This window comes from Novosphingobium sp., assembly GCF_036820275.1.
GTDB lineage: Bacteria > Pseudomonadota > Alphaproteobacteria > Sphingomonadales > Sphingomonadaceae > Novosphingobium.
In genome coordinates, this window is record NZ_DAISLT010000015.1 from 115,469 (window position 1) to 136,552 (window position 21,084).

Sequence of the window (21,084 nt, forward strand, 5' to 3'; positions counted from 1 at the left end):
ATCCTCGCTCACGGAAAGGCCGGTCATCCATTCCGGCGTTCACTGCCTCGCCATGTCTGCCGCGGCGTGAAGTCGCCTGCGGTCGAGGCGGCGGAAGATGCCCGGGTCAAGGCCCATTGGCAGATGACCGGCGGCGACTGGCGCCGCTTCCTCTCGGCTTATTGCGCCGCGCTGGTGGTCGTGACGACCTTCATCGCCTGAAGGCCGGGGTCAGGGCCGCTTGGCGGCCCGCTCGGCCCGGTAGAGCAAGTGGCCGAGCCAGGCGGAGGCGACGCAGCACAGCGCCACCACCATGAGTTGGGTCACGACCGCCAGCCCGAGCAGCGACATCAGGCCGGTCGCGATCGCGCCGACCACCATGGCGCCTGAATTGACGATATTGTTGGCGGCAATGGTGCGGGCGGTCTGCGACTTGTCCACGAACGTCGTGAGGAACGCGTAGAGCGGCACCACGAACATGCCGCCGCAGACGGCGATGCCCAGCAGCGTCAGAAGCAGCGGGATCGCCAGCGGCTGGACCACGAAAGTTGCCACGTTCATCAGCGCTTCCGGTCCGCCATGCGGCGGCCAGGAGGCGCAGACTTCCTGGAAGGCCAGCAGGAACAGCCCCATGCCGATCACCGAGAGCGGTGACCAGCGCGCCGAGACCGTGCCCTTGAGCAGGGCGTTGATCGCCACCGAACCGATGGCGACGCCGACCGAGAACATCACCAGGAACAGGCTCGCCACTTCCTTGCTGGCATGAAGCATGTTCTTGGCGAGCGGGGGGAAGTGTACGAACAGCACCGTGCCGATCGCCCAGAAGAAGCTGATCGAGCAGATCGCCAGATAGACCCGGCGGTCCTGCATCGTCGTGCGCACGAGGTTTATCGAGGAGCGGATGACGTGGTAGTCGATCGGCTCCGGCTCACCCTGCGGCGGCGCGGGGGGGACCTGTCGGCCCGCCAGATAACCCACGGCGGCGATCACCACGACCATCGCCGCGGCGGTGTCCACGCTGATCCAGCCTGCTACGATCGTGCCTGCCAGAACCGCGATATAGGTGCCTGCCTCGACCAGCCCGGTGCCCGAAAGCACTTCGCCTTCCTTCAGGTGCTGCGGCAGGATCGCGTACTTGATCGGGCCGAAGAAGGTCGAGTGGATGCCCATGGCGAAAAGCGCGAGCAGCATCAGCGGGATCGCCACGGCGTGGAGCGCGATGCCCTGCCAGGCGAGCGCCAGGCCGGTGCCGCCCACCAGCATGATGACGATCTCGCAGAACTTGACGATGCGGATGATCCGCGACTTGTCCCGCATGTCCGCCATCTGCCCGGCCAGCGCCGAGAGCAGGAAGAACGGAATCACGAAGATGCCGGACGCCAGCGCGCTGAACCGCGCCTCGGCGGTCTCCGAGTTGTAGACGCCGTAGACCACGAACAGCACCATGGCGTTCTTGAACAGGTTGTCGTTGAACGCGCCAAGCAACTGGGTGACGAACAGGGGCAGGAAGCGCCTGGCCCGGATGAGTTGGGTCGTCGTTGTCATGTCGGAGAAATTCGGCGGCCTCGCTTCATCATGGGGGCGACACTTAATGCGGTAAGGCGAGGGCACAAGCCCCGTAAGCCGTTTTTTGCCTTTCTGGGCGGTTAGCGGATGAGCGCGGAAATCGTTCCGCAACAAACGTTCCAGCAAATATCCCCGCCGTGGGGTGTCCCGAGGCAGGGGCGCGTGCGGGGCGATCCACAAGCCAATTCTCAAACGCGAGAATCGCGGCTATGGGCAAGGGAACATGCTGACCTTGCCGAATATCCTCACCCTGTCGCGCATCGTGGCGCTGCCGCTGCTGGCCTTCCTGCTCTGGTGGCCGCGCTGGGAGTTCGGCTACGGCCTGGCCTTCGGTCTCTACTGCCTGATGGGCATCACCGACTATTTCGACGGCTATCTCGCCCGGTCGAGCGGCACGGTGTCGAAACTGGGCGTGTTCCTCGATCCGATCGCCGACAAGATCATGGTGGCGACGGTGATTCTGGTGCTGACGGCGCAGGGTATCCTCACCGGGCCTTACGTCGGCGACATGCATGTCATCGCCGGGCTGATCATTCTCGTGCGCGAGATCGCGGTTTCGGGTCTGCGCGAATTCCTCGGCGGCTTGCAGGTCTCGGTGCCGGTCAGCCGCCTCGCCAAGTGGAAGACCACCTTCCAGATGATTTCGCTCGGTGCACTCGTGCTCGGCGCGGCGATGCCGTGGTGGAACGTCGATCTCGGCGCGCTGGAGGTCAACGTGCCGCATACCGTGGGCCTGACCACGCTGTGGGGCGCGGCGGTGCTGACGCTGATCACCGGCTGGGACTATCTGCGGGTCGGCCTGAAGCACATGGACTGAGGTCCTCGCTAATATTGCTGCATTGCGAAAATTGCGCAGCGGCTTGAACTCGTTGCGTTTGGCACAATCGCCGATGCCCGGCAGGGGCGGCATGGGGGCCATTATCAGCAAGGAAAGTCTCATTACCGCGCCCCGTCCCGTTTCCGCCGCCCCGTCTCGCAACCGCGCCGAAGGGGAACGACCGTCCCGTGAGCGCGGCTTCGGCCGTGCCCTTGTCTTTGCGCTTGCCGCTTCGGCCGGGCTGACGGTCGCCAATATCTACTACGGCCAGCCGATGCTCGGCCTGATGGAGCGCGACTTCTCGGGCGCGGCGATCACCTATGTCCCCACCGCGACCCAGCTTGGCTATGCCGCGGGTCTGCTGCTGCTGGTGCCGCTGGGAGACCTGCTGGAACGCAAGCGCCTGATCGTGGCGCAGTGCATCGCGCTCTCGGTGGCGCTGGCCCTGGTCGCCCTGGCGCCGACCGGCGGCACGGTGCTGGCGGCTTCGCTGCTCGTCGGGCTGCTGGCCTCGGTCGCGCAGCAGATCGTTCCGCTTGCTGCCAACCTGGCGCCTGAGGACAAGCGCGGCGCGGTCGTCGGCACGGTCATGGCGGGGCTGCTCTGTGGCATTCTGCTCAGCCGCACGCTGGCTGGCTTCGTCGGCGGTGCCTTCGGCTGGCGGGCGATGTTCTGGCTGGCGGTGCCGCTGGCGCTGATGACGGCGGGCCTGATGGCCTGGCAATTGCCCCGTAGCCACCCGCATCGCGGCGGGCTGGGCTACCTCGGCCTCATGGCCTCGCTGCGCGACCTCTGGCGCGAGTTTCCCGCCCTGCGGCTCGCCACTTTTACCCAGTGCACCCAGTTCGGCGTATTCAGCGTGTTCTGGACGATCCTGGCGCTGCATCTGCAGGAGCCGCGCTTCGGTCTCGGCTCGCAAGTGGCGGGGCTGTTCGGCGTGCTCGGGGCGGCGGGCGTACTGGCCGCGCCGATCGCGGGCCGCATTGCCGACCGCCGAGGCCCGCATCCGGTGATCGTTGCCGCAAGCGCGCTGACGCTGGTTTCCTGGCTGGTCTTCGGGTTCTGGACCTCGATCGCAGGCCTGATCGTGGGCGTGCTGCTGCTCGATTTCGCGATCCAGGCGAGCCAGATTTCCAACCAGAGCATCATCTACGCCCTGCGCCCCGAAGCGCGCTCGCGAATCAACACGGTCTACATGGCGTCGATGTTCTTCGCCGGTTCCGCCAGTTCGGGCGCGGCGACGGTCGCGTGGCACAACTCGGGATGGAGCGGTGTCGTCGTGCTCGGCACTGCGATTGCGGCGCTGGGTTTGGGGCTGCAGGTGGTTCGGGTGAAGAGGTGAAGGGGAAGACCCGGGGCCCTTCGACAAGCTCAGGAGATCCCCCGGACCCTCGGAATGTCTACCTCGCGCGCTACCGATTCGTTGTGCGCTCCCTGCGGCGCAGCCAATACGTTTCCCGACGCCGCCATGGGCGCACGACGCTGTCGGCCTGCGTGACCTGGACATTCCTGGGGGTGCAGGGGGGCTATGCTCCCCTGCTTCTACTTTTCCTGAAAACTACCCGGCCCGAAGCTCATCCGCGAGCAGACGAAACTCCTCTGCACGGGGCGAATTCTTGCGCCACACCAAAGCGATCTCGCGATTGGCGTTGGGTGAGAGTAGCGGCCGGGCGACAACGTTGGTGCCGTTGAGGATGCCCGCGTCGATCGCCATTTCCGGCAGCATCGTCAGGCCGAGGCCGTTGTCCACCATCTGCACCAGCGTATGCAGCGAGGTGCCGATCATCGTCGCCGAGGCGCGCAGTTCCGGCCGGTTGCAGGCGGCCAGTGCGTGGTCTTTCAGGCAGTGGCCGTCTTCCAGCAGGAGCAGGCGGTGCTCGTCGATCACTTCGGGGCCGACTTCCGCCGGGGGATTGCGCGGGTCGTCGCTGGGGAAGGCGACGAAGAAGGCGTCCAGCTCGATCGTTTCCTTGTCCACTTCGCCGGTGGCGTAGGGCAGGGCGAGCAGCACGCAGTCGGCGCGGCCGTGGTGCAGCGATTCGATCGCGGCCTGGCTCGGCTCCTCGCGCAGGAACAGCTTGAGGTTCGGGCGCTCGCGGCGCAGGCGCGGCAGCATCCGGGGGAGCAGGAACGGCGCGATCGTCGGGATCACGCTCATCCGCACTTCGCCCGAGAGCGGCTTGCCGCTGGACTGCACGAGGTCGGACAGTTCCTCTGTCTCGCGCAGGATGCGGTGGGCCTTGGCGACGACCGCGTTACCCAGCGGCGTGAAGCGCACCGCGCGCTTGGTGCGCTCTACCAGCGTGACGCCGAGCAAGGCTTCCAGATCGCGCAGGCCTGCCGAGAGCGTGGACTGCGACACGAAGCAGGCATCGGCGGCACGGCCGAAATGCCCGTGTTCGTGCAGGGCGACGAGATACTGAAGCTGCTTGAGCGTGGGCTGGTAGACGGTCACTCGCCGTCCAGCGCCTCGTCCGGCGCGGCCTCATCCGATGCAGCGTCGGTCGTCTCGCCTGAGGCCTCTTCCTCGACGCGGGTCATCTTGAGCTTGCCGTTTTCCACCGCGAAGGCGAGCTTGCCTTCGACGAGGGCGAGCGCGTCGCGGCCGAAGACCTCATAGCGCCAGCCTTCGAGGATCGGCAGCTTCTTGCGCACGCCGGCGGCCAGCAGTTCGAGGTCCTCGCTGCGGGCGAGGAGGCGGGCGGCAACGTCGATCTCGCGCGCGCGGATCTTGAGCAGCAGCTTGAGCAGGTCGGCGACCAGCGAGCCTTCCTTGCCCAGCGGCGCGCCCTTGGGCGTGCGGGGCGGGAGTTCGTCGTCGGTCAGCGGCTCGGCCTTGGCGATGGTGTTCATCAGGCGCTTGCCGATGTCGTTGTCCTTCCAGCCCTGCGAGAGGCCGCGCACTTTGGCGAGGTCGGCCTGCTGCTTGGGCGGGTGGCTGGCGATGTCGGCCAGCGTTTCGTCGCGGGCGATGCGGCCGCGCGGGATGTTCTTGCCCTGGGCCTCGATCTCGCGCCATTCGGCGATCGCCTTGAGGCGGCCGAGCATGGCGTGATTGCGGCCCGCCGCCTTGATCCGCTTCCAGGCCTGGGCGGGATCGTTGCGGTAGTGCTCCGGATCGGCGAGCTTCTCCATCTCCTGATCGAGCCATTCGCCGCGCCCGGTCTTGATCAGGCGCTTGAGCATCTTGGGGAAGATCTTGGAGAGGTGGGTGACGTCGCCGATGGCATATTCGATCTGCCGCTCGGTCAGCGGACGGCGCGACCAGTCGGTGAAGCGGGCGCCCTTGTCGATGGTCAGGCCCATCCACGATTCGACGAGGTTCGAATAGCCGATCTGCTCGGACTGGCTGATCGCCATCATCGCGATCTGGGTGTCGAAGATCGGGTGCGGGGTGCGGCCGGTGAGGTTGAAGATGATCTCCACGTCCTGGCCGCCCGCGTGGAAGACCTTGAGGACCTCCTCGTTGGCGGTGAGCAGGTCGAGCAGGGGCGTCATGTCGAGCCCCTGCGCCAGAGGGTCGATCGCGGCCGCTTCCTCGGTATTGGCGATCTGCACGAGGCAGAGTTCGGGCCAATAGGTGTTCTCGCGCATGAATTCGGTGTCGACCGCCACGAAATCGGATTTCGCAAGGCGTTCGCACAGCGCGGCGAGGTCTTCGGTCTTCGTTATCAGCGGGTGGATTTTCATTTCGACCGTCGCGGTAACGCGAACCGGGCGGGGGATCAATGTTTCCGGTCCGTCATATTCTCCGACAAATGACGAATTTGCCTATTTTTTGCGCAACAGGCCCCCGAAGACCCGATTCAGGAGGCTCGCCAAAGGATTTGGGGCGATCTCGTTTTCCACTTCGGCGATGCTTTCCGGCGTGACCAGGCGGCGGCGCAACTGGGTGCCGGTCGTGTGGAGTCCCGGTGGGGGCAGGTGCCAGGCTTCGTGGCCTTCTTCGGCCGTGCGGAACTGATTTTCCGGAACGCCGCCGGTCGGGGCGGCTTCCGAAATCTGCGCGTTGTCCATGTGATCCATTGGCGAAACCCGTTTTGCCGCAGGGCATAAGCCGGAAATGGTTTATTTCGGGTTATCGACGCAGGCGGAGGGCGATGTCCGATTCGAAACTGGAAATCGCCGCGCCACTCGACTAGGGGGCACGGCTTGCAATTCCATTCAGCCGAGAAGAAGCCCGAGCCCGCCATGACTCATCCTTATCGCTCCCACACCTGCGGCGCCCTGACCGCTGCCGAGGTCGGCCAGACCGTGCGCCTCTCGGGCTGGGTGCATCGCAAGCGCGATCACGGCGGCGTTCTCTTCGTCGACCTGCGCGATCACTACGGCATGACCCAGGTCGTCGCCGATACCGACAGCGCGGCGCTGGAACTGCTTGATTCGCTGCGCGTCGAATCGGTTGTGACGATCGAGGGCACGGTGAAGGCCCGCACCGAATCCACGGTGAACGCCAACCTCGCGACCGGCGAGATCGAGGTCTATGCCCGTTCCGCGACGGTCATCAGCCGCGCCGAGGAACTGCCGATGCCGGTGGCCGGCGAGCAGGAATATCCCGAGGATATCCGCCTGCGTTATCGCTTCCTCGACCTGCGCCGCGACACGCTGCACGCCAACATCGTCAAGCGCACCAAGATCATCTCGGACATGCGCCGCAAGATGGAAGGCATCGGCTTCACCGAATATTCGACGCCGATCCTCACCGCTTCCAGCCCCGAAGGCGCGCGCGACTTCCTGGTGCCGAGCCGCATCCACCCCGGCAAGTTCTACGCGCTGCCGCAGGCCCCGCAGCAGTACAAGCAGCTGCTGATGGTCGCCGGTTTCGACCGCTACTTCCAGATCGCCCCTTGCTTCCGCGACGAGGACCCGCGCGCCGACCGTCTGCCGGGCGAGTTCTACCAGCTCGATCTCGAAATGAGCTTCGTGACGCAGGAAGAAGTCTGGGAAACGATGGAGCCGGTGCTCCAGAGCGTGTTCGCCGACTTCGCCGAAGGCAAGCCGGTGACGCCTGCCGGTGAATTCCGCCGCATTCCGCATGCCCAGTCGATGCTGGACTACGGTTCGGACAAGCCCGACCTGCGCAACCCGCTGATCATCAAGGACGTGACCGAGCACTTCGTCGAATCGGGCTTCGGCATCTTCGCGGGCATCGTCGCGAACGGCGGCACGATCCGCGCGATCCCGGCTCCGGGCGCGGGCGCGGGCAGCCGCAAGTTCTTCGACGACATGAACGTCTGGGCGCGCGGCGAGGGCTACTCCGGCCTCGGCTATATCAACATCAAGGACGGCGTCCCCGGCGGTCCGATCGCCAAGAACCACGGCGAGGAAAAGACCGCCGCGCTGATCGCGGCGCTGGGCCTCGGCCCGAACGACGGCGTGTTCTTCGCCGCGGGCAAGGAAGAGCAGGCCGCCAAGCTGGCCGGTCTCGCCCGTATCCGCACCGGCGAGCAGCTCGACCTGATCGACAAGGACCGCTTCGAGTTGTGCTGGATCGTCGACTTCCCGTTCTTCGAATGGGACGAGGACAACAAGAAGGTCGACTTCGCGCACAACCCGTTCTCGATGCCGCAGGGCGGCATGGAAGCGCTGGAAGGCCAGGATCCGCTGACGATCAAGGCGTTCCAGTACGACCTCGTCTGCAACGGCTACGAGATCGCCTCGGGCTCGATCCGCAACCAGTCGCCCGAACTGATGGTCAAGGCCTTCGAGATGGTGGGCCTGACCAAGCAGGACGTGGAAGATCGTTTCGGCGGTCTCTACCGTGCTTTCCAGTACGGCGCCCCGCCGCACGGCGGCATGGCGGCCGGTGTCGACCGTATCGTCATGCTCCTCTGCGGCGCGCAGAACCTGCGCGAAATCACGCTGTTCCCGATGAACCAGCGCGCGGAAGACCTGCTGATGGGCGCCCCGAGCCCGGCCGAGTCCAAGCAGCTGCGCGAGCTGCACATGCGTGTGGTGGAACCCCAGAAGGGTTAAAAGGTCGTTGCAGTCTTTGGTGGAACCGCTATTCCGCCGGGACTGTCTTCTCACGCCAGCCTCGGCCGTCGCCCGGAAATATTCCGGAAACATGGCCGGGGCGTGGGTAAATCGGGACATGGCGCTTCGGCGTCGCGATCCTATCTTGTGTGCGAGGCTTGCCAGCGCGCTGCCCAGTCTTTAGGGCGGCAGGCGAGATTCCACACCTCGCGAATTTTTGAAGGGGTTTACAATGAGCGATACCGCCGATCGGGTTAAGAAGATCGTCGTCGAACACCTGGGCGTCGAAGCCGACAAGGTGACGGAAGAAGCAAGCTTCATCGACGATCTGGGCGCTGACTCGCTCGACATCGTCGAGCTGGTCATGGCGTTCGAAGAAGAATTCGGCGTCGAAATCCCCGACGATGCTGCCGAAAAGATCAGCACCGTCTCGGATGCGATCAAGTACATCGAAGAGAACAAGGGCTGAGCCCGGCTTTTCGGCCATTCTCGCGACTTCCGGCCTCGGGCCGGATCGTGGGCGGCTGTGATCCCGGTTCATAACCGGATTGAACTTGACAGGCTCGACCTCTAAGGGGGCGGGCCTGTTGCCGTTTCTGCGTGTCGGTTTGCACCCTTGCGCATGTTCGGCCAAATTGCTTTTTCGGAGAGCATGAATGCGTCGTGTTGTCGTCACCGGACTTGGTCTTGTCACCCCCCTGGGTGCTGACGTCGAGACCACCTGGGCCAACATCCTTGCCAGCAAGAGCGGGGCGGGCCCGATCACCAAGTTCGATGTCTCGGACCAGAAGTGCACGATCGCCTGCGAAGTGAAGCCGGCCGACCACGAATATGGCTTCGATGCCGGCAAGCGTGTCGATCACAAGATCCAGCGCCAGGTCGATCCCTTCATCGTCTTCGGCATCGATGCCGCCGGCCAGGCCCTCGAGGATGCGGGCCTCACCGACATGAGCGAGGAAGACAAGCTCATGGCCGGTTGCTCGATCGGCTCGGGCATCGGCGGCCTGCCGGGCATCGAGAGCGAATCGCTGGTGCTCGACCAGAAGGGTCCGGGCCGCGTCTCGCCGCACTTCGTCCACGGCCGCCTCATCAATCTGATCTCGGGCCAGGTCTCGATCAAGTACGGCCTCAAGGGTCCGAACCACGCGGTCGTCACCGCCTGCTCGACCGGCGCGCACTCGATCGGCGACGCCGCGCGCATGATCAAGGACGGCGATGCCGACATCATGCTGGCGGGCGGCGCCGAATCGACCATCTGCCCGATCGGCATTGCCGGTTTCGCGCAGGCTCGCGCGCTCAACACCAGCTTCAACGACCGCCCCGAACAGGCCAGCCGTCCTTACGACAAGGACCGCGACGGCTTCGTCATGGGTGAGGGCGCCGGCGTTCTCGTGCTGGAAGAGTACGAACACGCCAAGGCACGCGGTGCGAAGATCTACTGCGAAGTGATCGGCTACGGCCTCTCGGGCGATGCCTACCACGTCACCGCCCCGCATCCGGACGGCGACGGCGCCTACCGCTCGATGCAGATGGCGCTGAAGAAGGCCGGTATGACGCCTGCCGATATCGACTACATCAACGCCCACGGCACCTCGACGATGGCCGACACCATCGAACTCGGCGCCGTGCGCCGCCTGTTCGGCGATGCTCTCGGCACGGTTTCGATGAGCTCGACCAAGTCGGCCATCGGCCACCTGCTCGGTGGTGCCGGTGCGGTCGAATCGATCTTCTGCATCCTGGCGATGCGCGACCAGATCGTTCCGCCCACGCTCAATCTCGACAACCCGGATGAGGGCTGCGAGGGCGTCGACCTCGTGCCGCACGTCGCCAAGAAGCGTGAAGTGCGCGCGGTGCTGAACAACTCGTTCGGCTTCGGCGGCACCAACGCCAGCCTGGTGATGCGCAAGATCGACTGATCCAGGAGGATTTGGGGCGATGATGTCGCGGCGCAAATGGATACTCGTCGCGGCCATCGGCCTGGCGGCGGTGATCGCCTTGTGGTCCTTCGTGGGCGGCTGGTACGGTTCCGGCCCGCTGGCGGAGGACCAGCACTTCATCGTTCCCAACGGGGCGAGTCTCGCCACCGTCGCGGAGCGGCTGGAAGACAAGGGCGTGATCCGCTCGGCCAGCGGCTTCGCCCTGCGCGCCCGCGTCTTCGGTGGCGGCAGTGCGATCAAGGCAGGCGAATTCGCCATCCCCGCCCACGCCAGCCCCTCGCGCGTGCTGGCGATCCTTTCCAGCGACGAGGTGATCCGCCGCTTTGTCACCGTGCCCGAGGGCATGCCGTCGATCATGGTCTATGAGCGCCTCAAGGCGCAGGACCAGCTCAGCGGCGATGTGGCCATGCCGAACGAAGGTTCGGTGCTGCCCGACAGCTACGCCTTCGAAAACGGTGAACCGCGCGCGGCGGTGCTGCGCCGGATGCAGGCGGCAATGACTGCGACGCTTAAGGACCTGTGGGACAAGCGCGCGCCCAATCTCATCGTAAAGACGCCCGAGCAGGCGCTGATCCTGGCCTCGATCGTCGAGAAGGAAACCGGCAAGCCTTCCGAGCGGCGCATGGTGGCCGGGCTTTATTCGAACCGCCTCAAGCAGGGCATGCTGCTTCAGGCCGACCCGACGATCATCTATCCGATCACCAAGGGCAAGCCGCTGGGGCGCCGCATCCTCCAGTCGGAAATCCGGGCAGTCAACGACTACAATACGTACACGATGCTCGGCTTGCCGAAGCACCCGATCACCAATCCGGGCCGCGAATCGATCGCCGCGGTGCTGAACCCGGCCAAGACCGACGCGCTCTACATGGTCGCGGACGGCACCGGCGGCCACGCTTTCGCCGACACCCTGGCGCAGCACAACGCCAATGTGAAGAAGTGGTTCGCGATCCGCCGCGCGCGCGGCGAGATCTGAAGAGGGCCGAGTTTTCTGAAGAGGAATGGGGGCGTTCGCTACCTGAGCGTCCCGTCCGCTCGCTTGCGCCGCGCATAGATCGTCGAGGCGAACGCGATCCCCACGATCACCAGCGGGAATATCGCCGAGGAAGGCCCTTTCGCGCCCAGCATGTCGAAGCCGAGGAAGCTCCAGCCGAACTGGATCACCACCGCCGCGAAGGACATTGCGAACAGCGCCCAGGCCCAACCACGCCTCAGCAGCAGCAGGATCGCGCCGAGCGTGCCGCTGGTCACCGCCACGGCATAGGCGCCCCAGGCCCATCCCGGCATCTCGCGAAAGGCTTGTGCCTGCACCGGGTCTCGCGCGGCGATCTCGTTGATATCGGCGCTGGCCTGCATCAGGTAGGCCGCGTCGCCGATCAGGTTCCACAGCAGGATGAGAACGGCGATGATCCAGAACTTGCGCATGCCCGCTCCTTTCGCACAGGACGGTTTTTCAGGCACTTTGCCGGATCGCCTGGGTTCTGGCAATTGACCGCTCGGGCGAGGGCGGCCAGCCCAAAGGAGCAGGCGCCCAAGGAGCAAGAAAATGAACCGTGAAGGCGAAATTCTCGCGACGGAACGCAAGCCCGGCGCGCCGCTTCTCGTAACGGCCGAACTGCCGCCTGACGTGCTTGGCTGGGCGGATAGCCTGCGCCGGACGTATTATCCGCCGGAACGCAATCGCCTGCGCGCCCATGTCACCCTGTTCCACGCGCTACCGCCTGCGGTGGAGGGCGAGCTTGTGGACGTCTTGGCCAACCTTGCTCGCAACGCTCCACCGAGGGCGCGAATCGATGGCTTGATGAAACTGGACAACGGCACCGCGCTCCAGGTCGATTCGCCGGAGATGGTGGATCTTCACGCGGTGATCGCCGAGCGCATGCACGGACTGCTGACCGATCAGGACAGCCGGCCGCTGCGACTTCACATCACCATCCAGAACAAGGTCGCGCCCGCCGCCGCCCGTGCGCTCCAGACAGAACTCGGCCCGGCCCTGACGCCGCGCGCCTTCCGTTTCCGCGGCTTCGGACTTTATGCTTGGGAGACGGGATTATGGCGCCCGATCCGCCTTTTGCCTTTTCGCGGCTGAAAAGCATTTTTGGGTGTTGACCGATCCGAACCTTGCCCCTAGAGGACGCCACCTGCCCGGCAGCGATGCTGGGCACCGGATCGAGCCACCCAAGCGGTGGCCATGGTTTGGCGGAGTAGCTCAGCTGGTTAGAGCAGCGGAATCATAATCCGCGTGTCGGGGGTTCGAGTCCCTCCTCCGCTACCACACCCCCTTTTCAGAGACAGTCCAGCTTTGTCCGCAGACGTCTCGGGGCATCTTTTTTCAAAATAATTTCAAGCGTTTAAGGCGTTCGTCACGGCACACAAACGTCCGCTCACGTCCATGTGGGACCACCCACGTCGATTTGAATTGGGGGTGGAATTGGGGGTATTTTTTGCCAGCACCCCCAACAGGCGATACCCCCACATGGCCCTCAAGGAACTTGAAGTTAAATATGCGGCGATCCGGAGCCGCGCATACAAGCTGACGGACGGCGGTGGATTGCACCTGTTCGTCCAGCCGAACGGCTCGAAGCTGTGGCGGATGAAGTACCGATTCGGCGGCAAGGAAAAGCTGCTGAGCTTCGGGAAATATCCCGACGTTCCGCTCGCGGCTGCGCGGACCAAGCGCGACGAGGCCAGAGCCTGCCTTGCCGAGGGGCGAGACCCGGGTGTGGTGCAGGCGGAAGAACAGCAGGCAGCAGAGCGTACCTTTGAAAAGGTAGCACGCGATTGGCACGCGAATCGCGCTGGCGGATTGAATGCCGCTCACGCCCAGAGGGTAATCAGCCGGATGGAAAGGGATGTTTTTCCTGCGATCGGTCACCGTCCACTCACCGAGATAACCGTCCCCGAGATCCTGGACATGATCAGGAAGATCGAGGCGAGGGGGGCTCTCGATATCAGCAGGCGCGCGAACCAATGCGTGAGCCAGGTCTACCGGTTTGCGATCGCAAACGGCTGGGCGCGTGAAAATCCGACGGTGCATTTGATTGGTGCCCTGAAACCGCGGCCGCGAGTGAAGCACATGGCGCGTGTGCCACAACAGGAAGTTCCGGATCTTGTTCGTGCCATTGCTGGGTATGACGGCGAAGATGGGAGCCGGCGGCGTGATCGAACCAGGGACGCCATGATGTTCACGTTGCTCACGTGCGCCCGCACTGGTGAAGTGCGCGGTGCGGTCTGGAGTGAGATAGAGGATTTGGATGGTCGGCAGCCCGTGTGGAGAGTGCCTGGGGAGCGCATGAAGAAGAATCGGGAGCATCTTGTTCCGTTATCGTCCCAGGCTGTTCTAATCCTCAAGCGGCGAAGGAAAATGACAACGGTGACGGCAGGAGGGTTCGTTTTTCCCGGAGATCGGCAGGGATCCGAGATGTCGGAGAACACGATGCTCTATGGTTGCTATAGGATGGGATATAGAAGCCGCCAGACAATCCATGGCTTTCGGGCTCTGGCTTCGACCTGGGCAAATGAATCCCAGGACTATCGGTCGGATTGGATCGAGTTGGCCTTGGCTCACGTAGAGGATGATACCGTACGGGCTGCTTATAACAGCGCGCAGCATCTTGGTCCTCGGGCGCGTATGCTTCAGGAGTGGGGCGACTATGTCGATGCCTGCGGTTGGCCGGAGAAAGATGGTTCGGCCTCTTCCGGCGCGGACCGGAATGGCATTTCCGACGTCCATGAACGACAGTTGTGTGGCGTGGAGACACGAGGCAATTTGCGGCTCGTCCAGCAGAGCGTGGAAGCCGGGGACAACATCATCAAATTTCCGGGACGTTCTCGTTGCGGTGAGAATTGAGCTGTTCATGCGGAACGCTCATCGTTGAAAGGATCTTGAGCTTCTGCCTCAAAGCGAAAAAACTAGTTGCTTGTCGAACAGCTTGAGCGCGGCAGTTTCGAGCAGACCCGGTCGCCCGATTAGCCACAGCGAACGTCTTTTCCTGCCATAGACCCGCCGTCCGGCGGACATCAACCTGCCGAGCTGCAGTGCGCCCATTTCCGTCATAGGCGGTGCGCAGTCGCGCGCCCGAAACCGGACGGCAAGATTGCAAGATTTTAATCCGAAAGGTGCCTGACCGGACCCGCCGACCTTGCGGACGTTCGGCACCTGATCCAGCTTGGCTGGTAAGGAGACATTATGTTTGGCTATCGGCGCAAGCTACCAGAGCAACGGCAATGCTTTGAAAACAATGGCGAAGCTCCCGTCGAGATTTGGATCGAGATGATACCCCGACGTTACATCCTCCAACCCGGAGATAAAATGGAAGTATGGGCCGATCCTCCCCCGACGAACGAAGGGTTTACGACCATTTTCCACGCCGACAGCATTCAAGTATATGCGGGGTGGGACTGTGACCCTCGCGTGTCGATTAATGGTGTACCAGCAGAGGACATTGCACAGACGGATTGAAACTGGCTGGGCATTTTTTGCCGACAGTCGGCAAACCCCGATTATCGGACGTACAGCTAGAAATTGGCTTCGCTGAAAAGCTGCCGCCCGCTATCCGCGAAAACGATTGATCGCCTGTTTCCACTTTCGCTCGTGCGGCATCGGCAGGTGGATCGTCGGTTCTTCCCGGCAGGTCTCGAACTTTGCAGGCCGCAGCTTGCGGTACTTCGTGCGCCAACACTCGCGGCAGTAGAAGTGCTCTCGAGCCTACGCGAAGATCGGGTCCCATCCTGCCCGTTCAAACCGGTACCATAGGGCATGGGGATCGAACACGGCTGACCGGCCGCATACACACGTCACCTTGATCGGGTAATGCCAGGCGGCGGCCTCGAACAGCCGCGTCGGTATTCTCAGGCCGTCCTCGTAACGCACGGCATCAGCCGGGCGTGGGCTGCTTGGACAGCAGGGCGGCACAGGCAAGGGCGCCGGTCATGTAGGGGCCATCGTCCTGCTCGCCGGAGCGGATTTGCCGCAGGAACTCCCGGTTATCGAGACCGCGCGTCTCCAGCGCCTTTGCAACCGCTCGGCGGATTTCCTTAATCTGATCCATCTGTTGTCCTCCTGCGCGCCCGAAAGCGCCGACTCATGGTGTGAACATATAGAGAACATGGTAGGCTTGTTCCACCGATTCGATAGCGAGGATTGCCATGGACCAGACCCCCACCACGCCGACGCTTGATGATTTACGCAGGGAAGTCAGCAGGATCGCGGAGGGCGGAGGGGCCTTCCAAGATTTTGCGAAAGGGCCTGATTTTCGGGCTTTCGTGCCGTCGCCACCCGACCCGCGTCTGCGACCGACAGGCCGAACCGCATCGCCTGCTGAGCGCGGAGCATTCGGCCGCTGGCTGGTCATGCAGGCCGGGCGCGGAGGGCTGGTTGGCGAGCTGGCGAAGTGTGCCATGGCCGATCACGGCTTTCCCAAGGATGGCGACCCTGAGGCCGTCCGTCAGCGCCTGCGAGTCGGCCAAGCTGAAGGCGATATGTTCGAGGCCGTGGACGAGGCCGAACTCGACTGGCTAAGCTATTGAGGCGCGTCCGGTGGTCTGGTCCAACGCGGATCTATCCGGCGTTGCCTACCGACGGATCGCGGGGGATCACCGGACGATGCTGAAAGATGTCGAGATGATCATAGTAGCGTTGCTGATGGCGGTGGCGTTCGTGGCGCAGGTTGTGGGCTGGCTCTCTTGAACCACGGTTCGTCCGTGCGATCGACCACCAGTGGGGCATCGTAGACGCGGCATAGCGCGAAGGCCTCGTCTGGTTCGCCGTTCGTCCAGCGTTCCCAATTTTCGCGGGCGAGGATCGTCGGCATGCGGTCATGCACGTCGGCCATCTGTTCGCACCCATCCACCATGACCATGGAATAAGCGTCGCCCCACTCAGCCGTCGGGCGCCAGACGCCCGCGACGGCAAACAGATCGTGATCGGGCAGCGAGTACCACGTCCTCGTCATCGCACCTTTCGCGCCCTCGGCCTCTGCCCAGGCGGTGACGGGGATCAGGCAACGTCGTTTGCGGAAGCTGTCGATCCAGAAGCCGGTGTGCAGCTTGTCCTCGCGGGTGTTGTTCACCGGCTTGGGCTTGAGCGGCGCGCCGGTCTTCTTGCTCTTGAGCACCAGGGGGAAGCCCCAGTTCATCGCACGGACAGCGCCGTCAGAGACGACGAGGCCGGGATAGCCGGGGTAGATCTCGGCCGCGAAGTTCGGCACGGCGCCGGTTGTCGCTCGGAACAATCCCGCGACTGCGTCCGCAGGCGCTGTCATGCGGTAGAGGTTGCACATGGGGGCATCGTGCGCCTGCTCAGACGGCCCGTCAATCGCTCAACCCCCGCCCCACAACGTCCTGAAGCCGAGTAACAATATTGCGCCGCCACGACATGGAGCGGTACCCCCTCAAAGCGCGCTTAATCCCCCGCCTCGCCCGCGCACTTTTCGTATCGGTTTTGATGCACATCGGCGGCGTCGGGAAAATGGCTAGCTTCCTAGGCAGGGTGGCGCCGATGACCGGCGCAGCGCTGATGCACTTTGATGCAGCTGGCAGGCCTATTCAACGGCGGTTGAGGATCGGAAAAATGTTCGGCTAGCGAAGCCATCTACGGAGGGAGGAAGCGGAAAAGCGTAACATCCGTAACCCACCCCCTAGTCTTGGCCTGAAACCCGAAGAAATCAGCCGTTTTCGAAATTACATCGTGGGTGTAGTTAACGCGGCGGACTTTTCGGTGATCTGGCCAAGGGCGCCATGGCTGATCGCGGCTTCCCGCGCGACGGCGATCCGGAAGCGGTGCGCAGGCGCCTGAGCATGCTCCAGGCGGACGGCGACATGTTTGAGGCCTTGGACGAGGCCGATCTCGATTGGGCCAGCTATTGAAGGTGGCGAAGCGTTACCGGGTCACCCCTTTCGGCCGCCCGCGCGCGCCGTGGCGCGATAGCATGGAAGAGGCGTCGAACGACGTGATCGCGCTGGGCATCGCCTCGTGAGACGCCAGCCGCCGGGAGTGGACCCTTGCCGTGCGGGTTGGGCTGGCGCGCAAGGCGGCCTGATCCGGAACGAGGTCCTAGGGCGCTTGATTCGAAAAGGCCCGAGGCATGTTGGTGCCTCGGGCTTTCAAGTTCGGGTTGCCTTGCGCTCTCGCGCAGATGGGTGGCCTTGAATGGTAACAGAGTTACTGGCTCAGGACCGACGACAAAGCGCCGCAAGTCTGGAAAGGTTCCAGCACCTTCTCTCTTTTTTGCACGTTCGGATGAGCGTGATAATGAGTCGATGCATGAGGATCGGTGAGGTGAAGTCCCATGTCGATTGATCATCTATATCTAGCGCTTTTCGCCGTCATTTCGGGCGTATCGTTGGCAGGCTTAGCCATCCTTGCAGACGGATCCCTTCCGTCCCGTCCCCGACAAGTAATGGCCGCGCTCGGTTGCTGCGTGATCTTGGTGGGGGTTCTGGTCTTCTGAAACGAAGAGGCCGCCCCTTGCGACACGGGCGGCCTCTAGTCCGGTGCATCTCGGGTAATCAGCACAGAACACTGTCCCTGTGACAGTGCGGGGTCAACATACTGAATGGGCGATTGTTCCCGGCCTCGATCATGTCACTTTCGACCTGGCTGCGGCGCTGGGCTGGACGGCTCCGGCCCGCAGCTACCTCTCCGACGCCGCTGCGCCACCGCGCGCTGCGGCGTCACCTCATTTTGCCGGAGGGCAGGCGATACCCGGCATCCCCATTCCCTCAAAGTGCCGACAGATGCGCCCGCTCGAATCGCTCACCGCCTTTCCCCACACCCGGTCCGCTGATTGATAGTTCGCCGCAGAAGTGGATTTTCCGGGCGAGCGCGGCGGGTGGGATCATCGCGTACGGCGAGGTAATGGTCGCGACGTGCTCTGCGACCACAAGGAATGATGCCAAAATGCCACTATGTTACGGAATCAAGTCAGCCTCGAAACTCGATTGGCTGAGCGCGGTTTTCTGAGCGTGCCGCCAAGTCGGCTATAACGTTCGGAGTTTGAAATGAAGAAGATTGTTTGCGCCGCTGCTCTTGCTCTTGCCCTTCCGACTGCAGCGTTCGCTCAGGACGGGACGGAGGCGACCGCGCCCGATGGCACCCCCGCGTTCGGTATCGAGCCTTATTTCGGTGTGCTTGGCGGCTACCACTCGTTCGACCGTGACAGCGAATTTGGTTCGCCGCGCGGCGGTAAGATGAACGGTGCGCTTATCAGCGGCGTGGCCGGCGTGAACGTGCCTCTGGGGCCGGTCTTTGTGGGCGCCGAAGGCAACGCCACAAAGGGCTTCGGTGACATCGACTGGGAGTACGGTGTCCGTGGTCGCGTTGGCGCCCGCGCCGGTGATAGCGGTATGGTCTTCGCTACGGCTGGTTACCAGTGGGTCAACGGTCGCCGCGCATACAGCGACCAGAAGGACTGGATTTACGGCGTCGGCGTCGAAGTCGGCCCGAAGGACATCGGTCTGGGCGGCATCACCGGCAACAGCGGTGTGCGCCTTCGCCTTCAGGCCGAGACCTACGACTTCGACAGCATCCGCCCGATGGCCGGTGTGATCATGCACTTCTAATAGTTTGGGGCGAGAAGGTCCGGCTCATTCCTGAACCGGTCTCCTCAAACCAATAGTGACGCGGGGTTTAAAACGCCACCGAGAACCGTCGTCATGGCATTAAGGCCCCGCTGCCGCTAGGCAGCGGGGCCTTAATATGTGCGGCGCCGAGAGAGATTATTTTCATCTTGCTGCGGCAGCGCGAAGGGGCGCGCCCTGGTGGCTGTACAGAGGGCCACGCGAGGTGGGCGTGGGCCAGCCGGTTTCGAACCCGGTCCGCAGCCTAAGGCGCCTCGCGAAAAGGGCTGCCGGAATGTGGATTCGGCAGCCCTTTTTTCGCTCAGCAGGTTCGGTGCAATGGGTGATCCAGCCGAACTTGACCCTGAAAGCAGGATCCGCTTGGAGAATGCATAAGTGGGATAAACGTTCCAGATTGCCATCGTGGCGGCGTCGTTGAGGCGACACGGCAAGCCAGAGCTGCGCCAATTCCATGTATGACACCGAGCCAAGGCCGAAAACCATAACGAGAAAAGCCCCGGTTCGCGCTTGAGGACGCGGACCGGGGCTAAGTTTGCGTCGCGTTGCGCCGAAGCGCATCATGGCCTGCCGCCAAGAATTGCCACCCTTGTGGCCGACCAATGATCTTCGAATACCACGGGTCCGTGACAAAGAATTGAAGTGTGGCGCCCTATTCTGTGACCAGGCTAGCACTCTGCTCGATGCGGACACCTTCAGAGAAAGGCCCCGGAGCATGCTTTCGGGGCTCCGGGGCTGAGGTTGTCGCAACGCGCCGAGGCACGCAAAGGGCTGCATCGGATGGGAGGGTCTACCCGATGAGGCGCAGATCCACATTGTGCGGCAAATTCAACGACGGAGCGAATTGCAATTCGTTAATCCCTGCGCCGGTTGGCAAGGGCCTAGGTCGTTTTCGCGAGTGTCGTAAAATGGCCCCGCCGGAGCGGGGCCGAGGTTTGGTAATGCCTGGCCGTTGTCGGGGCAGGAGGCGCGGCTGTTAGCAGGGAACGTGTCGCACCGATACCCGGCATCACTGCGACGCGCTGAGCGGCGCCTGCGAGCCGGTGGGGGCCTTAGCGTCGTGATCCCGGATCGCGTCCACCTTGGCGGCGCACTTCTCGAATCCCTCCATGTAGATGCCCCGCCTCGTGAGGATGTCGGCCGTCGTCGTCAGCGGCACGTCCTTGACGGTGCGTCGCGCCATCAGCCCAGCCGGAATGCCCACATAGGCGGGCGGGGGCGGGGCGAAGGCGCCGTCACTTCTTTTCGAGCAGCCTGCGCAAATCAGCCGGGATAGGGCGAGGCAGATACTCTTTGACCTCGGCATTGCTTACCTCCACATCCTTCAGTTGCGCGGCGGCGGCGATGTTCTGCTGTTCGATGAAGGCGAGCTTGTCCTGAATCAGGATCGTGTTCTGCTGCTCCAGTGCGCGAAGACCGAGAGCAGGCCAACCTCTGCGGCAAGAGCGGTGAGCCAGTCTGAGTAGCCCCTAGATTTCTGGACGCTTTCTATCCTAATTTTGAGGACAGGAGACGTCGATGGGGAAGCCCAATTTCAGCGATGAGTTCAAGCGTGATGCGGTGGCCCAGATCACCGAGCGCGGGTATCCGGTAGCGGAGGTTTCCGAGCGGCTCGGCGTCAGTCAGCATTCGCTGTACGCATGGAAGCGGCAACTGGCAAAGGTGGTGTCTGGCGATGCCAGCAAGGATGCCGAGATCCGCCAGTTGAAGCGCGAGCTGGCCCGGGTGACCGAGGAGCGCGACATTCTAAAAAAAGCCACCGCGTATTTCGCCAGGGATGCAAAGTGAGATACGCATTTGTTGCCGAGCATCGTGACCAGTTCCGGGTTCGATCGATGTGTCGGTGCCTGCGCATCCAGCCCAGCGGCTTCTATGCCTGGCAGAAGAACCCGCTGAGCCAACGGGCCCGGGAAGATGTTCGGCAGACGAAGTTGATCCGGCAAGCCTGGAACGACAGCGGCAAAGTCTATGGCTACCGCAAGTTGCACGACGACCTACTGGATCAGGGCGAGACCTGCTGCCCGAACCGTGTTGCCCGGTTGACCAGGCTGGCAGGTATCAAGGCGCAGATCGGCTACAAGCGTCGGCCGGGGAGCTATGGCGGCAAGCCATCCCTGGCGGTCGACAATACTCTGGACCGGCAGTTCGACGTCGCTGCCCCCGACAGGGCCTGGGTGACCGACATCACCTACATCCGCACCCTGGAGGGCTTTGCCTATCTGGCTGTCGTGATCG

At 63.4% G+C, this 21,084-nt stretch carries 22 protein-coding genes, 1 tRNA gene and 1 pseudogene; 15 read left to right on the forward strand and 9 right to left on the reverse strand.

Annotated elements, in window-relative coordinates; genetic code table 11:
- The first annotated feature begins 66 nt into the window (after nt 1–66).
- Nucleotides 67–201: a hypothetical protein gene (locus V7066_RS13920; RefSeq protein WP_334183631.1), complete on the forward strand. Its 135-nt coding sequence runs from the start codon at nt 67–69 to the stop codon at nt 199–201.
- Nucleotides 202–210: 9 nt separating this feature from the next.
- Here the strand turns inward: V7066_RS13920 and V7066_RS13925 are convergent, their stop codons facing one another.
- On the reverse strand, nt 211–1,524 hold the full coding sequence (locus tag V7066_RS13925; RefSeq protein ID WP_334183632.1) for an MFS transporter: 1,314 nt from the start codon (nt 1,522–1,524) through the stop codon (nt 211–213).
- A 244-nt stretch (nt 1,525–1,768) separates the two neighbouring features.
- Between V7066_RS13925 and pgsA the strand changes: the two genes are divergently transcribed.
- Nucleotides 1,769–2,362: a CDP-diacylglycerol--glycerol-3-phosphate 3-phosphatidyltransferase gene (pgsA, locus tag V7066_RS13930; RefSeq protein WP_147219367.1), complete on the forward strand. Its 594-nt coding sequence runs from the start codon at nt 1,769–1,771 to the stop codon at nt 2,360–2,362.
- 91 nt (nt 2,363–2,453) lie between these two features.
- Nucleotides 2,454–3,704: an MFS transporter gene (locus tag V7066_RS13935; protein ID WP_334183633.1), complete on the forward strand. Its 1,251-nt coding sequence runs from the start codon at nt 2,454–2,456 to the stop codon at nt 3,702–3,704.
- 216 nt (nt 3,705–3,920) lie between these two features.
- Here the strand turns inward: V7066_RS13935 and V7066_RS13940 are convergent, their stop codons facing one another.
- The 3 genes from V7066_RS13940 to V7066_RS13950 all read right to left on the reverse strand — a co-directional run bounded on the left by V7066_RS13940 (nt 3,921) and on the right by V7066_RS13950 (nt 6,388).
- Nucleotides 3,921–4,817 (reverse strand): hydrogen peroxide-inducible genes activator, encoded by an 897-nt coding sequence (locus tag V7066_RS13940; RefSeq protein WP_334183634.1) that lies wholly within the window; start codon nt 4,815–4,817, stop codon nt 3,921–3,923.
- Complete coding sequence (rnd, locus tag V7066_RS13945; protein ID WP_334183635.1) at nt 4,814–6,052, reverse strand: ribonuclease D; 1,239 nt, start codon at nt 6,050–6,052, stop codon at nt 4,814–4,816. The genes V7066_RS13940 and rnd overlap by 4 nt, the downstream gene beginning before the upstream one ends.
- Before the next feature lie 81 nt (nt 6,053–6,133).
- Complete coding sequence (locus V7066_RS13950; protein ID WP_334183636.1) at nt 6,134–6,388, reverse strand: hypothetical protein; 255 nt, start codon at nt 6,386–6,388, stop codon at nt 6,134–6,136.
- 165 nt (nt 6,389–6,553) lie between these two features.
- Between V7066_RS13950 and aspS the strand changes: the two genes are divergently transcribed.
- The 4 genes from aspS (at nt 6,554) to mltG (ending at nt 11,248) form a co-directional block, all read left to right on the forward strand.
- Nucleotides 6,554–8,338 carry an aspartate--tRNA ligase gene (gene aspS / locus V7066_RS13955; protein ID WP_334183637.1) on the forward strand — a complete coding sequence of 595 codons (1,785 nt, stop codon included), beginning with the start codon at nt 6,554–6,556 and terminating at the stop codon, nt 8,336–8,338.
- A gap of 232 nt (nt 8,339–8,570) precedes the next feature.
- Nucleotides 8,571–8,807 carry an acyl carrier protein gene (locus V7066_RS13960; RefSeq protein WP_007013838.1) on the forward strand — a complete coding sequence of 79 codons (237 nt, stop codon included), beginning with the start codon at nt 8,571–8,573 and terminating at the stop codon, nt 8,805–8,807.
- Between the two features lie 187 nt (nt 8,808–8,994).
- Nucleotides 8,995–10,254: a beta-ketoacyl-ACP synthase II gene (gene fabF, locus V7066_RS13965; RefSeq protein WP_334183638.1), complete on the forward strand. Its 1,260-nt coding sequence runs from the start codon at nt 8,995–8,997 to the stop codon at nt 10,252–10,254.
- A 19-nt stretch (nt 10,255–10,273) separates the two neighbouring features.
- Nucleotides 10,274–11,248 (forward strand): endolytic transglycosylase MltG, encoded by a 975-nt coding sequence (gene mltG, locus V7066_RS13970; RefSeq protein ID WP_334183639.1) that lies wholly within the window; start codon nt 10,274–10,276, stop codon nt 11,246–11,248.
- A gap of 38 nt (nt 11,249–11,286) precedes the next feature.
- On the opposite strand, the gene V7066_RS13975 is transcribed toward mltG, so the two are convergent.
- Nucleotides 11,287–11,697, reverse strand: a complete 411-nt coding sequence (locus V7066_RS13975; protein WP_334183640.1) for a sugar transporter — start codon at nt 11,695–11,697, stop codon at nt 11,287–11,289.
- 121 nt (nt 11,698–11,818) lie between these two features.
- Here V7066_RS13975 and V7066_RS13980 point away from each other — a divergent pair, with 121 nt between their 5' ends.
- The 3 genes from V7066_RS13980 (at nt 11,819) to V7066_RS13990 (ending at nt 14,122) form a co-directional block, all read left to right on the forward strand.
- Nucleotides 11,819–12,361 (forward strand): 2'-5' RNA ligase family protein, encoded by a 543-nt coding sequence (locus V7066_RS13980; protein ID WP_334183641.1) that lies wholly within the window; start codon nt 11,819–11,821, stop codon nt 12,359–12,361.
- A gap of 109 nt (nt 12,362–12,470) precedes the next feature.
- A tRNA-Met gene (locus V7066_RS13985) sits at nt 12,471–12,547 on the forward strand.
- A 201-nt stretch (nt 12,548–12,748) separates the two neighbouring features.
- The gene (locus V7066_RS13990; protein WP_334183642.1) at nt 12,749–14,122 is read left to right on the forward strand and encodes a tyrosine-type recombinase/integrase; all 1,374 of its coding nucleotides are present in this window, start codon (nt 12,749–12,751) and stop codon (nt 14,120–14,122) included.
- A 48-nt stretch (nt 14,123–14,170) separates the two neighbouring features.
- Here V7066_RS13990 and V7066_RS13995 read toward each other — a convergent pair whose 3' ends face one another.
- Nucleotides 14,171–14,320: a hypothetical protein gene (locus tag V7066_RS13995; RefSeq protein ID WP_334183643.1), complete on the reverse strand. Its 150-nt coding sequence runs from the start codon at nt 14,318–14,320 to the stop codon at nt 14,171–14,173.
- 141 nt (nt 14,321–14,461) lie between these two features.
- On the opposite strand from V7066_RS13995, the gene V7066_RS14000 reads away from it, so the two are divergent.
- Nucleotides 14,462–14,734: a hypothetical protein gene (locus V7066_RS14000; RefSeq protein WP_334183644.1), complete on the forward strand. Its 273-nt coding sequence runs from the start codon at nt 14,462–14,464 to the stop codon at nt 14,732–14,734.
- A 415-nt stretch (nt 14,735–15,149) separates the two neighbouring features.
- On the opposite strand, the gene V7066_RS14005 is transcribed toward V7066_RS14000, so the two are convergent.
- Nucleotides 15,150–15,323, reverse strand: a complete 174-nt coding sequence (locus V7066_RS14005; protein WP_334183645.1) for a hypothetical protein — start codon at nt 15,321–15,323, stop codon at nt 15,150–15,152.
- Nucleotides 15,324–15,420: 97 nt separating this feature from the next.
- On the opposite strand from V7066_RS14005, the gene V7066_RS14010 reads away from it, so the two are divergent.
- Nucleotides 15,421–15,801, forward strand: a complete 381-nt coding sequence (locus V7066_RS14010) for a hypothetical protein (protein WP_334183646.1) — start codon at nt 15,421–15,423, stop codon at nt 15,799–15,801.
- A 98-nt stretch (nt 15,802–15,899) separates the two neighbouring features.
- On the opposite strand, the gene V7066_RS14015 is transcribed toward V7066_RS14010, so the two are convergent.
- The gene (locus V7066_RS14015; RefSeq protein ID WP_334183647.1) at nt 15,900–16,553 is read right to left on the reverse strand and encodes an SOS response-associated peptidase; all 654 of its coding nucleotides are present in this window, start codon (nt 16,551–16,553) and stop codon (nt 15,900–15,902) included.
- A gap of 457 nt (nt 16,554–17,010) precedes the next feature.
- Between V7066_RS14015 and V7066_RS14020 the strand changes: the two genes are divergently transcribed.
- Both V7066_RS14020 and V7066_RS14025 read left to right on the forward strand, forming a co-directional pair.
- Nucleotides 17,011–17,139: a hypothetical protein gene (locus V7066_RS14020; RefSeq protein ID WP_334183648.1), complete on the forward strand. Its 129-nt coding sequence runs from the start codon at nt 17,011–17,013 to the stop codon at nt 17,137–17,139.
- Nucleotides 17,140–18,273: 1,134 nt separating this feature from the next.
- Entirely contained in the window at nt 18,274–18,834 is a 561-nt protein-coding gene (locus V7066_RS14025) for an opacity protein (protein ID WP_334183649.1), read from the forward strand.
- Nucleotides 18,835–19,858: 1,024 nt separating this feature from the next.
- On the opposite strand, the gene V7066_RS14030 is transcribed toward V7066_RS14025, so the two are convergent.
- Nucleotides 19,859–20,032: a hypothetical protein gene (locus tag V7066_RS14030; protein WP_334183650.1), complete on the reverse strand. Its 174-nt coding sequence runs from the start codon at nt 20,030–20,032 to the stop codon at nt 19,859–19,861.
- Between the two features lie 335 nt (nt 20,033–20,367).
- On the opposite strand from V7066_RS14030, the pseudogene V7066_RS14035 reads away from it, so the two are divergent.
- Nucleotides 20,368–21,084: pseudogene (locus V7066_RS14035) on the forward strand (IS3 family transposase); the annotation flags it as partial.